This window comes from Pseudomonas sp. K8 (assembly GCF_014889455.1).
Taxonomy (GTDB): Bacteria; Pseudomonadota; Gammaproteobacteria; order Pseudomonadales; family Pseudomonadaceae; genus Aquipseudomonas; species Aquipseudomonas veronii.
This window is the reverse complement of sequence record NZ_VJWO01000028.1, coordinates 72,481-84,469: the sequence shown is the minus strand read 5'-3', so window position 1 is coordinate 84,469 and position 11,989 is coordinate 72,481. Positions and strand designations below refer to the sequence as shown.

11 protein-coding genes are annotated in these 11,989 nt (G+C 61.3%); 8 read left to right on the top strand and 3 right to left on the bottom strand.

Going from position 1 to position 11,989, the window contains the following annotated elements; translation table 11 throughout:
- Positions 1–354: 354 nt before the first annotated feature.
- Complete coding sequence (locus tag INT12_RS18945; RefSeq protein ID WP_193058973.1) at positions 355–1,563, top strand: HDOD domain-containing protein; 1,209 nt, start codon at positions 355–357, stop codon at positions 1,561–1,563.
- A 64-nt stretch (positions 1,564–1,627) separates the two neighbouring features.
- Here INT12_RS18945 and INT12_RS18940 read toward each other — a convergent pair whose 3' ends face one another.
- Together INT12_RS18940 and desA are read right to left on the bottom strand one after the other, a co-directional pair.
- The gene (locus INT12_RS18940; RefSeq protein ID WP_193058972.1) at positions 1,628–2,629 is read right to left on the bottom strand and encodes a sensor domain-containing diguanylate cyclase; all 1,002 of its coding nucleotides are present in this window, start codon (positions 2,627–2,629) and stop codon (positions 1,628–1,630) included.
- Between the two features lie 201 nt (positions 2,630–2,830).
- Positions 2,831–4,015 (bottom strand): delta-9 fatty acid desaturase DesA, encoded by a 1,185-nt coding sequence (desA, locus tag INT12_RS18935; protein WP_046385075.1) that lies wholly within the window; start codon positions 4,013–4,015, stop codon positions 2,831–2,833.
- A 166-nt stretch (positions 4,016–4,181) separates the two neighbouring features.
- On the opposite strand from desA, the gene dibA reads away from it, so the two are divergent.
- The 6 genes from dibA (at position 4,182) to INT12_RS18905 (ending at position 10,561) form a co-directional block, all read left to right on the top strand.
- Positions 4,182–6,095 carry a phosphodiesterase DibA gene (gene dibA / locus INT12_RS18930; protein ID WP_102617784.1) on the top strand — a complete coding sequence of 638 codons (1,914 nt, stop codon included), beginning with the start codon at positions 4,182–4,184 and terminating at the stop codon, positions 6,093–6,095.
- Between the two features lie 238 nt (positions 6,096–6,333).
- Positions 6,334–6,516 (top strand): sulfur starvation response protein OscA, encoded by a 183-nt coding sequence (oscA, locus tag INT12_RS18925; RefSeq protein ID WP_010565387.1) that lies wholly within the window; start codon positions 6,334–6,336, stop codon positions 6,514–6,516.
- 177 nt (positions 6,517–6,693) lie between these two features.
- Positions 6,694–7,704 carry a sulfate ABC transporter substrate-binding protein gene (locus INT12_RS18920; RefSeq protein WP_017848610.1) on the top strand — a complete coding sequence of 337 codons (1,011 nt, stop codon included), beginning with the start codon at positions 6,694–6,696 and terminating at the stop codon, positions 7,702–7,704.
- A 168-nt stretch (positions 7,705–7,872) separates the two neighbouring features.
- A complete protein-coding gene (gene cysT / locus INT12_RS18915) occupies positions 7,873–8,691 on the top strand; it encodes a sulfate ABC transporter permease subunit CysT (RefSeq protein WP_017848609.1) in 819 nt (272 codons plus the stop codon).
- Positions 8,692–8,704: 13 nt separating this feature from the next.
- The gene (cysW, locus tag INT12_RS18910) at positions 8,705–9,577 is read left to right on the top strand and encodes a sulfate ABC transporter permease subunit CysW (RefSeq protein ID WP_017848608.1); all 873 of its coding nucleotides are present in this window, start codon (positions 8,705–8,707) and stop codon (positions 9,575–9,577) included.
- Positions 9,578–9,580: 3 nt separating this feature from the next.
- On the top strand, positions 9,581–10,561 hold the full coding sequence (locus tag INT12_RS18905; protein WP_017848607.1) for a sulfate/molybdate ABC transporter ATP-binding protein: 981 nt from the start codon (positions 9,581–9,583) through the stop codon (positions 10,559–10,561).
- Between the two features lie 109 nt (positions 10,562–10,670).
- On the opposite strand, the gene INT12_RS18900 is transcribed toward INT12_RS18905, so the two are convergent.
- A complete protein-coding gene (locus INT12_RS18900; RefSeq protein ID WP_193040579.1) occupies positions 10,671–11,198 on the bottom strand; it encodes a DUF962 domain-containing protein in 528 nt (175 codons plus the stop codon).
- A gap of 83 nt (positions 11,199–11,281) precedes the next feature.
- Here INT12_RS18900 and INT12_RS18895 point away from each other — a divergent pair, with 83 nt between their 5' ends.
- Positions 11,282–11,968, top strand: coding sequence for a Crp/Fnr family transcriptional regulator (locus INT12_RS18895; RefSeq protein ID WP_193040578.1), 687 nt, complete (start codon positions 11,282–11,284; stop codon positions 11,966–11,968).
- Positions 11,969–11,989 lie beyond the last annotated feature (21 nt).

The following is an 11,989-nucleotide window of genomic DNA, read 5'->3' as shown; positions in this document are numbered from 1 at the left end:
TGACCCTGCAGTTGTTGCAGTACCACGATTCACCCTTCAGGTTTTGCGATAGCTGAACAACAGATGATGTGAACGGCACACCGGCCTGGCGAAGATCCTGACATAAAAATCGGCTTCAGAAGCCGACGGGTTTTTAAGGATCGTCAGGCGCGACTCTCATCGTGGCGCTGGGGCATGCCCCAAACAGACGCCGGATAGATTTAAGCAAGCCAACCACACCACCCGTTAATCAGTATTGCAAAAATGGGGGTGACCATAGATTTTTTTACCTGATGCAGCACATTCAGTGGTTGTTCATTGTACGTAGGCCGCCGCATTGTCTAAGGTGCAGGCATTGCAGATGGAGCGTGCAGGATGAGTGCTGTGGATTTACCCGCTGTACCCCGGGTGTTGATTGCTGAGGCAGACCCTTGGTCGCGGGACCTGCTCAAGCAGGTGTTGTTGAATGTGCGTTGCGACGCACGGCTGGATATGTGTGGCGATGGCCGGCAAGCGGCTACGCTGCTGCGCGACAAAGCCTACGACCTGATCGTGGCGGATTGGGAACTGCCGGGCATCGATGGCCTGAGCCTGTTGCGCAATGTGCGTCAGCAGCGTCGCTCGCCCGCGTTGCCGTTCATCCTCTTGAGCAGTCGCAATGACAGCGCCAGCGTGCGTGAGGCCTTGCCCTTGGCACCCACGGCGTATCTGACCAAACCGCTGAACATGGACGGCCTGACCCAGCGCCTGCAAGACCTGCTGCTCAACGAAGGCGAAAGCGTGTATTGCGAAGTGCCGCGACTGGCGCCGGGCATGACCTTGTCGGTGTTCCTCGAGCGCCGCCGCGACGCCTGCGATGGCGCGCCGCTGTGGGTCGATGTGAAGGCCGCCGTGCAAGACAGCCTCGGGCCGGAGGGCCTGGACCTCAAGTGCCTGGAAGACCGCGTGTGTATGGACCCGCAGATCACCGCCGTGCTGATCGCCGCCGCCAACAGCGCCGGCCATCACGGCACGCCGGTGCAGACCCTGTCGGCGGCGTTGCACAAGCTGCAGGCCGGGCAAAGCATGAACCTGATACTCGGCCTGGCGCTCAAGCACAACGTGGTATTGGGTGATCCGGGCCTGGTGGCGTATGCCGAGCGTCACTGGCAGTTGTCCCAGCACACCGCCGACTACGCCCGCCGTCTGGCGCGCATGCTGGAGCTGGACCACGAGCGCTGCTACAGCGCGGGCATCCTGCATCGGCTCGGCGACCTGGCGTTGTTGCGCTGCCTGGAAGACTGGCGCCAGGGTGGCGGGGCGCTGGATGACGCAGCGATTGGCGAGTCGCTGCACGCTTTGGGTGCCGCCTACGGTTCGGCGTTGCGCACGCGTTGGCGCTTGCCGCTGGAACTGCGCCAGTTGATCGCGGCGATCTACTCCCTGGAAGGCGGGGTGTATTCGCGGGAGGCGCTGGTGATGAACCTGGCGGCGCAGATGGCGCGGTTGACCGAGCATGAAGGGCTGGAAGCGCTGGTCAGGAGCAAGACCGCGCGCTTGCTGAAAGTGGGGCTGTCGGAGCTGATGAGGTTGCGCAAGGCCTAAAGGGCTATGAAATTCACATGTGGGAGGGGGCAAGTCCCCTTCCACTGTGATCTGTGTTGATCCTCTAGCCAGCAACTACGCGGTTTTTGCCCAGGCGCTTAGCCTCGTACATGGCGTCATCCGCGCGGGCGAACAGGCTGTCCAGGGTCGAGTCTTGCTCGTTGAGGCTGGCCAGGCCCTGGCTGACCGTCACGGTGAACGCGTGGCCTTCATAGCTGAAGCTCAACGCCTGGATTTCCTTGCCAAGCCGCTCAGCGACCTGCTGCGCCATCTCCGGCGCGCAACCGGGCAGCACGGCGGCGAACTCTTCGCCGCCAATGCGCCCGAACAGGTCGCCACGGCGCAGTACGCCACGACCGCTCTCGGCAATGCGCCGCAACACCTGATCGCCCTCCAAGTGGCCGTAGGTGTCGTTGACGTCCTTGAAGTCATCGATGTCCAGCAGCAGGAATGCCAGCGGCGCAGCCTGGGCGCGGGCGCTGTCGAAGGCCTGGTTGGCGCATTCGAAAAAGTGTCGGCGGTTGCTGCTCTGGGTCAGCACGTCGGTGGTGGCCAGGCGGTGCAGCTCCAGCTCCAACTGTTTCTTGTCGGTGATGTCCTCGGCCATGCCGACCACGATCAACGGTTCGCCCGGTTCGGCCTGCTGGTTGATGTAGCACTTGTCGCTGAGCCAGCGAATCTGCCCGCCGGCCGTGATGATGCGGTACTCGCGGTCTTCCACGGCGCCTTGTTCGAGTACGCGGGCCAGGCTGTGTTCGGCGTAGTCGAGGTCTTCGGGGTGAATGCTGTTGCGCCATTCCCGGTGGTCGGCCAGCAGCATGCCGGCGGAACGGCCAAACACCCGCTCATACGCCGGGCTCACATACAGCACGCGCCGCGACGCCCAGTCGATGGCCCATAGCACCGCATTCACGCTGACCAGCAGGGAACTGAGTAATTGCTCACGCTCACTCAGCCGCTCGACCTCGCCCTGGGCGTGCATCAACGCCAGCAAGGTTGCTGCGGCTGCGGGGCGTGGGGGTTCAGCGGTGGGGGGAGCGGGCAGGTGCGTTTTTTCTTGGACCATCGGCACAACTCTCTCTGGGCGCGCCGCAGGGTTCAGCAGCGGTCACAACAAGGGGCCACCATGATGGCGAAGTGTTGTTTGAGAGGGGCGAATTGCGTCTAAGTTCCGTCATTGGGGGCGATTGTGACGGATTTATGGGTGTCTGGAGAATGGCGTCAAAAAAGCGATCAAAGGGGAAGGCAAGCCTTCCCCTCCGCGTGTTCACACCGTTGCAGGGCGCAACGAGTAGGTCTTCAATTGGTGGGCAAAATCGCGCAGGGACTGGATGCCGCTGGCCTCGGCCTCATGCACCCATTCCTTGATCGCGGCCAGCATATCGTGGCCGTTGGAGCTGGTCTTGAGCCAGATCTGCTGCAGGGCCAGACGCTTTTCGTAGATCACTTTCAGGGCCTGGCTGTGTTCCAGCATGCTCTGGATACGCAGGTGGTGGCGGTCATCCAGCAGGCTGGTTTCCCGCGACAGCAGGCGCTTGGCGCGGTGGAACTGGTGGCGCACCGAGTGATCGACCTTCTCCAGTTCCTGCTTGACCAGCGGGCCGATCACCAGCTTGCGGTACTGGGCCATGATCTGGAAACGGTTGTTGAGGATCGCCATGGCGGTGTCCATGTCCAGGTGGCCCTTGCCTTCGACACGGTGGGCGATCGGCGCGACGCGCTGCACCTTGGCCAGGCGCAGCAAGCTGAACAGCTTGATCCACGCCCAGCCGAGGTCGAATTCCCATTTCTTCACCGACAGCTTGGCGGAGTTGGGGTAGGTGTGGTGGTTGTTGTGCAGCTCTTCGCCGCCCACGATGATGCCCCACGGCACCAGGTTGGTCGCCGCGTCCCGGCATTCGAAGTTGCGATAGCCCACGGCGTGGCCGAGGCCGTTGATCACACCGGCGGCCCAGAATGGAATCCACATCATCTGGATCGCCCAGATGGTGATGCCGATGGTGCCGAACAGCAGAAGGTCGATCACACCCATGATTGCCACACCCAAGAGCGGGTAGGGCGTGTAGAGTTTGCGTTCGATCCAGTCGTCCGGGCAGTTCTTGCCGTAGATGCGCAGGGTTTCGGGGTTTTCCGCTTCGGCGCGATAGAGCTCGGCACCTTTGCGCAATACGGTAGACAGGCCTTTAATGACGGGGCTGTGCGGGTCGTCGACGGTTTCGCATTTGGCGTGATGCTTACGGTGGATGGCGGTCCACTCGCGGGTATTCTGCGCCGTGGTCAGCCACAGCCAGAAGCGGAAGAAGTGTTTCAGGCCGGCATTGAGCTCCAGGGAGCGATGGGCTGAATAGCGGTGCAGATAGACGGTGACCCCAATAATGGTCACGTGGGTCATCAACAGGGTGACTGCCACCAGTTGCCAGGCTGACAGGTCAAGAAAACCGTTGTACCACATAGGCTGTATGGCCCTCAGATAAAGAAAAAAACAGCTCACGCATTATCACTAAGCTCACAGAGAAAACCAGCCGACCTTTCAGATAGGAGTGACGGGATGTTTCTTATTCTATAATCCGTAACCTTTGTAGGGCGAATCTAGCTTTTTAGTAAGGATTACTGGCCATATGTTGTTCTCATACCGAGGTGCCCGGCGCGCGGGGTTGGTATATCTGCTGGTTTCGCTGCTGTGGGTTGTGCTTACTCACCGGGTATTGATCAAGTTCCTCGATGACCCGGTTGAGTTAGATCAGTGGCTGCAGCTGCGCGGCTATGTGTGGGTGGCCCTCAGCGCCCTGGTGATTTACCTGATTTGCGCGCGCTTTGCGCGCGTCAACGAATTGCAGCAACCGCTCAAAGAGAGTCGTGAGCGCCTGCGCCAGGCCGCTGCCGTGTTCGATTGCACCCGTGAAGGGGTGCTGGTCACCGATGCCAAGGGGCAGATCGTCCATGTGAACCGGGCCTTTATGGCGATCACCGGCTATCGGCGCGAAGATGTCATGGGCGAGCAACCCAGCTTGTTCAAGTCAGGCCGCCATTCGTCGAGTTTTTACCAGCAGATGTTCCTGGCCCTGGAGCAAACCGGCGAGTGGAGCGGGGAAATCTGGAACCGGCGCAAAAGCGGCGAGATTTATCCACAGTGGCAAACCATCCGGGTGATTCACGACGACCTCGGCCATGTCAGCCATTACGTCGCGGTGTTTTCCGATATCAGCGCCATCAAGGATTCCGAGCACGAACTGGCGCACCTCGCGCACCACGACCCGCTGACCGACCTGCCCAACCGCCTGCTGTTCACCGACCGCGCCGAACAGGCCCTGGCTTCGGCGCAAGTGCATAAACGCGGTTGTGCGTTGCTGCTGCTCGACCTGGACCACTTCAAGATCATCAACGACAGCCTGGGCCATAACGTCGGCGACCAGTTGCTCAAATTGGTCGGTGAACGCCTGAGAAGCCAGTTCGGCACCGGCGTGACGCTGGCGCGGCTGGGCGGGGACGAATTCGCGGTGTTGGCGGAAAACTGTCCACAGGTGGTGCAGGCCGCCGCGCTCGCGCAACGCATGCTCGATGCGATGAAACTCCCGTTCAATTTCGACGGCCACCAATTGTTTATCAGTGCGAGCGTTGGCATCAGCCTGTTTCCCAGCGACGCGCTGAGTGCCCAGCAGTTGTTGCGTAACGCCGACTCCGCGTTGTTCAAGGCCAAGAGCGTCGGCCGTGAAGGCTACGCGTTGTACACCGAAGAGTTGACTGCCCACGCGCAGAACCGCGTGGAAATTGCCGGCGAACTGCGCCGCGCCCTCGACCAGCAGGAGCTGCGTGTCTACTACCAGCCGGTTCACGACCTGCACACCAGCCGCCTGATCGGCGTCGAAGCCCTGGTGCGCTGGCAACACCCGGAGCGTGGCCTGGTGCCGCCGGTCGAGTTCATCCCCATCGCCGAACGCACCGGGTTGATTGCCGATATCGACGCCTGGGTCATGCACGAGGCTTGCGCCCAGATGTGCCAGTGGCTGGAGGACGGCGTGCCGTTGAGGTTTATCGCGATCAACGTGTCCAGTCGCTTGTTTGCGCGACGCGAGTTGTATGAGCAAGTCGCCAAGGTGCTGCACGACACTGGCCTGGACCCGGCTTACCTGGAGCTGGAAGTCACCGAAAGCGCGGTGATGGAAGACCCCGAAGTGGCCCTGGAACAACTGCACCGCCTGCGCGAGCTGGGCCTGCGTCTGGCCATTGATGACTTTGGCACCGGCTATTCGTCGCTGCTGCGCCTCAAGCGCCTGCCGGTGCAGAAGCTCAAGATCGACCAGGGCTTTGTCGCCGGGGTGCCGTGGGATGAAGACGACGCCGCCATCGTGCGCGTGGTGATCGCCCTGGCGAAAAGCATGGGCATGCAGGTACACGCCGAGGGGATCGAACAGGTGGAGCAGGCGCGGTTCCTGCTGGAGCAAAACTGCGACATGGGCCAGGGCTATTGGTTTGGCCGCCCGATGCCGGCGTGTGAGATCGATTGGGACCGAGCCCCCGCCATCCCGAGTTGAAATGCAGTCAAGTGTGGGAGGGAGCAAGCCCCTCCCACAATTGGATATTCGCCAGGCTCGATTTTGGCACTTGGCCACAAAACGCCGTCGTAACCCCACGTCCGGCCAGAAAATTCTTTCTGGTTATATAAACATTCTTAAATAGTATTTTTAAGAATATCCGCGCTTATCTACTATCGCCCTCACGCCGCAAGCAGTGCCGCCACTGCGCGGCACTCTTCATTTCAGGAGCGAGACCATGAGCGCATCTCTACGTAGCGTCGACGGCCAGGACGAAGCAGCCATTTTGCGTGAGATCCAGAGCGCGTTGCGCGATCTGCGCTTTGGCGCGGTGGAAATCACTGTACACAACGCTCAAGTGGTACAGATCGAACGCAAAGAAAAATTCCGCCTGCAGAACCCGGGTAACAAACCGGCCTGAGCAAGAGCGGCGATAGACCCATCACTATAAAAAATGCCCCTGTAGGCGCGAGCTTGCTCGCGAAAAGCTTGAAGGCAACGCGTTGCACCTGATGTGCAGCGTTATCGTTGACGTTTTTCGCGAGCAAGCTCGCTCCTACAGTCGTCAGCCAACACCCCGGAATTTCAGGAGCTTTCTATGTCGTCGATTCGCCGTTACGCCCTGGCTGCCTTGGCCAGCGCCGTGTTTGCCGGGTCTGCCGTTGCCAAGGACTACGAGTTGCTCAACGTCTCGTATGACCCGACCCGTGAGCTGTACCAGGACTATAACGCTGAGTTCACCAGCTACTGGAAACAGTCCCACCCCGGCGACAGCGTCAAGATCCAGCAATCCCACGGCGGCTCGGGCAAACAGGGCCGTGCGGTGATCGACGGCCTACGTGCCGACGTCGTGACCCTGGCCCTGGCCGGTGATATCGATGAAATCGCCAAGTTGGGCAAGACCCTGCCGGAAAACTGGCAGACCCGCCTGCCGGATGCGAGCACCCCGTACACCTCGACCATCGTCTTCCTGGTGCGCAAGGGCAACCCCAAAGGCATCAAGGACTGGGGCGACCTGATCAAGAAAGACGTGGCGGTCATCACCCCGAACCCGAAAACCTCCGGCGGTGCGCGCTGGAACTTCCTCGCCGCCTGGGCCTATGGTCTGAAAGCCGGTGGCAGCGAAGCCAAGGCGCAGGAATACGTCAAAGAGCTGTTCAAGCACGTACCGGTCCTCGACACCGGGGCGCGCGGTTCGACCATCACCTTCGTCAACAACGGTCAGGGTGACGTGTTGCTGGCCTGGGAAAACGAGGCGTTCCTGGCATTGAAAGAAAACGGCGGCGCCGACAAGTTCGACATCGTCGTACCGTCCCTGTCGATCCTCGCCGAGCCGCCTGTGGCCGTGGTCGACAAGAACGCCGAGAAAAAGGGCAACACCGAGATCGCTACCGAGTACCTCAAGCACCTGTACAGCCCGGCTGGCCAGGAGATTGCGGCGAAGAACTTCTACCGCCCACGCGATGAGAAAATCGCCGCCAAATACGCCCAGCAGTTCCCGAAGCTGGATTTGGTGACTATCGACAAAGACTTCGGCGGCTGGAAAACTGCGCAGCCGAAATTCTTTAACGACGGTGGCGTGTTCGACCAGATCTACTCGGCGCAATAAAAACACCGCCCTCTGTAGGAGCGAGCTTGCTCGCGAAGAAGGTCCAGGCACCGCATGCACCCAGAATGTGCGCGTTATCGTTGACGTTTTTCGCGGGCAAGCCCGCTCCTACAGAGCACGCATTCACCTGCGGGTTTTGTGTGTCAGACCTGCTAACCAAGGACTTTTATGTCGCGTCGTATTTCCCCCGTCATACCCGGCTTCGGGCTGACGCTGGGCTACACCGTGGTGTACCTCAGCCTGATCGTACTCATCCCCCTCGCGGCGATGTTTGTACACGCCGCTCAACTTACCTGGGATCAGTTCTGGAACATCATCACCGCACCGCGTGTGCTGGCGGCATTGAAGTTGAGCTTCAGCACCGCGCTGTACGCCGCGCTGATCAATGGCCTGATCGGCACGCTGCTGGCCTGGGTGCTGGTGCGCTACACCTTCCCCGGGCGCAAGATCATCGATGCGATGATCGACCTGCCGTTCGCCCTGCCCACGGCCGTCGCCGGTATCGCGCTGACCGCGCTGTACACCCCGACCGGCCTGGTCGGCCAGTTCGCTGCCGACCTGGGCTTCAAGATCGCCTACAGCCCCTTGGGCATCACCCTGGCGCTGACCTTCGTCACGTTGCCGTTCGTGGTCCGCACGGTGCAGCCGGTCCTCGCCGATATCCCCCGGGAAATCGAAGAAGCCGCCGCCTGCCTGGGCGCCAAGCCGTTGCAGGTGTTCCGCTACATCCTCGTGCCCGCGTTGCTGCCTGCCTGGCTGACCGGCTTCGCCCTGGCGTTTGCCCGTGGCGTCGGTGAGTACGGTTCGGTGATCTTCATCGCCGGCAACATGCCGATGAAGACCGAGATCCTGCCGCTGCTGATCATGGTCAAGCTCGACCAGTACGACTACCACGGCGCCACCTCCATCGGTGTGCTGATGCTGGTGGTTTCCTTCGTGTTGCTGCTGCTGATCAATTTGCTGCAGCGGCGCATCGAACACCCATAAGGAGGCGCGGAACATGTCCCAATCATCTATCTCCGCCGCGTCCTCGGCCAACGCTGCCCGGCGTGGCAGTGCGTTGTCGCGGCGCATCCTGATCAGCCTGGGCTGGCTGGTGTTCTTCCTGTTCCTGGTGCTGCCGCTGTTTATCGTGGTGTCCCAGGGCTTGAAGAATGGCCTCGGCGCGTTCTTCACCGCGATCCTCGAGCCCGATGCGCTGTCGGCGCTCAAGCTCACGGTGGTCGCCGTGCTGATCTCGGTGCCGCTCAACGTGGTGTTCGGCGTCAGCGCCGCATGGTGCGTGAGCAAGTACTCGTTCCGTGGCAAGAGCATCCTGGTGACGCTGATCGACCTGCCGTTCTCGGTGTCGCCGGTGATCGCGGGCCTGGTCTATGTGCTGATGTTCGGCGCCCAGGGCTTCTTTGGCCCGTGGCTGCAGGCGCATGACATCCAGATCGTGTTCGCCTTGCCGGGCATCGTGCTGGCGACCATCTTCGTCACCGTGCCGTTCGTGGCCCGGGAGCTGATCCCGCTGATGCAGGAACAAGGCACCCAGGAAGAAGAAGCCGCGCGGCTGCTTGGCGCCAATGGCTGGCAGATGTTCTGGCATGTCACCGTGCCGAATATCAAATGGGGCCTGATCTACGGCGTGGTGCTGTGTACCGCGCGGGCGATGGGTGAGTTCGGCGCGGTGTCGGTGGTGTCCGGCCACATTCGCGGCGTGACCAACACCTTGCCGCTGCACGTCGAGATTCTCTACAACGAATACAACCACGTCGCCGCGTTTGCGGTGGCGAGTCTGTTGCTGATCCTGGCGCTCTTCATCCTGCTGCTCAAGCAGTGGAGCGAGAACCGTATCAACCGCCTGCGCGCAGCTGCGGCTGAGGAATAATCCATGTCCATCGAAGTCCGTAATGTCAGCAAGAACTTCAACGCCTTCAAGGCCCTGAACAGCATCAACCTGGACATCCAGAGTGGCGAGCTGGTGGCGTTGCTGGGGCCCTCCGGCTGCGGCAAGACCACCTTGCTGCGCATCATCGCCGGTCTCGAAACCCCGGATACCGGCAGCATCGTGTTCCACGGTGAAGACGTCTCCGGCCACGACGTCCGTGATCGCAACGTCGGGTTTGTGTTCCAGCACTACGCGCTGTTCCGCCACATGACCGTGTTCGATAACGTCGCCTTCGGCCTGCGCATGAAGCCGAAAAACCAGCGCCCGAACGAAAGCCAGATCGCGGTCAAAGTCCACGAACTGTTGAACATGGTGCAACTGGACTGGCTGTCCGACCGCTACCCGGAACAACTCTCCGGCGGCCAACGCCAGCGCATCGCCCTGGCCCGCGCCCTGGCGGTGGAGCCCAAAGTGCTGCTGCTCGACGAACCCTTCGGCGCCCTCGACGCCAAGGTGCGCAAAGAGCTGCGCCGCTGGCTGGCGCGCCTGCACGAAGACATCAACCTGACTTCGGTGTTCGTGACCCACGACCAGGAAGAGGCGATGGAAGTTGCCGACCGTATCGTGGTGATGAACAAGGGCGTGATCGAGCAGATCGGCTCACCGGGCGACGTCTACGAAAACCCGGCCAGCGATTTCGTCTACCACTTCCTCGGCGACTCCAACCGCCTGCACCTGGGGGGCGACCAACACGTGCTGTTCCGCCCCCACGAAGTGTCGCTGTCGCGCCATGAACTGGAAGACCACCATGCCGCCGAAGTGCGCGATATCCGGCCGCTGGGGGCGACCACGCGGGTGACCTTGAAAGTCGAAGGCCAGAGCGAACTGATCGAAGCCGAAGTGGTGAAAGACCACGACAGCCTGATCGGCCTGGCGCGGGGCGAGACCTTGTTCTTCAAACCCAAGGTCTGGCAAAAAGCCTAAGTACACTACAACACCCAATGTGGGAGGGGGCTTGCCCCCGATAGCAGTGGATCAGTCACTGAAGATATTGACTGACCCACCGCTATCGGGGGCAAGCCCCCTCCCACATTCAGACTTCTCTCGGCTTTAGATTGCGGCGAGCGACTGGCCCGGAGCGGCGTTCAATCTGCTCTTTGAGCTCGTGCCGCAACCCCAGCAAAAACGCCAACTCCGCCACCACAAACAACGGCCCGACGATCAGCCCCGACACATCATCCACAAACGCTGGCTTCTTGCCTTCGTAGTAATGCCCGACAAACTGAATCACCCAACCCACCACGAACATACCGATACCGCCGCTGAGCCAGACCGGCGTGCTTTGCGCCGCCAGTACATGCCCGGCCCACACCGACAAGCCCATCAACACGCTCATCAGCACGCCCAGCGCGAGTTCCAGGCGCAGGTAGAACCACGCCGCAAGCAGCGCGACGATCAGTGCCGGCGACAGCCAGAGCCCGGCCAGCGGCCACTCCGGGCGTGAAAGCAACGCGGCGACGGCGACCACGATCAGCGGGATGCCGATAAAGTGGCTGGCGATATTGCGCGGGTCGCGGTGGTAGGCGGCGTATTGACTGAGGTGGTCGACGAGGCTTTTCATTGTTATTCCTCCTGTAGGATGTTTGATCATGCCCTGTCAGCCTTCGCCTAACTGTCAACTGGGCGACAATCTTCGGAGTTCTCATGAACGCAGAGCAATGGCGACCCCGGCTGGCTGCCGGGCACTGGTTCAGCCACTTGCCCGGCGCTTTTCAGCATAGTCTGCTGGCCCACGCGCGGCTGCGGCTGCTGACGGCGGGGCAATACCTGTTCAAGCGTGGTGACCCGCCCTGCGGCTTGTATGCGGTGCTCGACGGCAGTTTGCGGATCAGCGCGGTGAATGAGCAGGGCAAGGAAGCGGTGCTCAGCCTGGTGGAGTCGCCCTACTGGTTCGGTGAAATCTGCCTGTTCGACGGCCTGCCGCGCACCCACGACGCCTGTGCGGTCGGGCCGTGCAGGCTGTTGCAGGTGCCCCAGCAGGCATTGCTCGACATTCTCGATGAAACCCCGCAGTACTGGCGCGACTTGGCCTTGCTGATGAGCCAAAAGTTGCGCCTGAGTTTCATCGGCCTCGAACAGCTCAGCCTGATGCCCGCCTCGGTGCGGCTGGCCCATCGTTTGTTGATGATCATTGAGGGGTACGGCGACATCGAGCCCTCAAAACGCCGCCTGCAGTTACCCCAGGAAGACCTGGCGGCGATGTTGAGCCTGTCGCGCCAGACCACCAACGCCTTGCTCAAGGATCTGCAAGCCCAGGGCATCGTGCGCCTGGGCTATGGCGAGATCGAAATCCTCGATGCACAGCGCCTGCGTGAGGCGGCGCACACCTGAGGGTGTTAGCCTGCAGGTCTG

Coding starts and splice junctions, on each gene's coding strand:
- cysW (WP_017848608.1), top strand. CDS start 8,705: ATGTCCCAATCATCTATCTCCGCCGCGTCCTCGGCCAACGCTGCCCGG.
- INT12_RS18920 (WP_017848610.1), top strand. CDS start 6,694: ATGTCGTCGATTCGCCGTTACGCCCTGGCTGCCTTGGCCAGCGCCGTG.
- cysT (WP_017848609.1), top strand. CDS start 7,873: ATGTCGCGTCGTATTTCCCCCGTCATACCCGGCTTCGGGCTGACGCTG.
- dibA (WP_102617784.1), top strand. CDS start 4,182: ATGTTGTTCTCATACCGAGGTGCCCGGCGCGCGGGGTTGGTATATCTG.
- desA (WP_046385075.1), bottom strand. CDS start 4,015: ATGTGGTACAACGGTTTTCTTGACCTGTCAGCCTGGCAACTGGTGGCA.
- INT12_RS18900 (WP_193040579.1), bottom strand. CDS start 11,198: ATGAAAAGCCTCGTCGACCACCTCAGTCAATACGCCGCCTACCACCGC.
- INT12_RS18905 (WP_017848607.1), top strand. CDS start 9,581: ATGTCCATCGAAGTCCGTAATGTCAGCAAGAACTTCAACGCCTTCAAG.
- INT12_RS18945 (WP_193058973.1), top strand. CDS start 355: ATGAGTGCTGTGGATTTACCCGCTGTACCCCGGGTGTTGATTGCTGAG.
- INT12_RS18895 (WP_193040578.1), top strand. CDS start 11,282: ATGAACGCAGAGCAATGGCGACCCCGGCTGGCTGCCGGGCACTGGTTC.
- oscA (WP_010565387.1), top strand. CDS start 6,334: ATGAGCGCATCTCTACGTAGCGTCGACGGCCAGGACGAAGCAGCCATT.
- INT12_RS18940 (WP_193058972.1), bottom strand. CDS start 2,629: ATGGTCCAAGAAAAAACGCACCTGCCCGCTCCCCCCACCGCTGAACCC.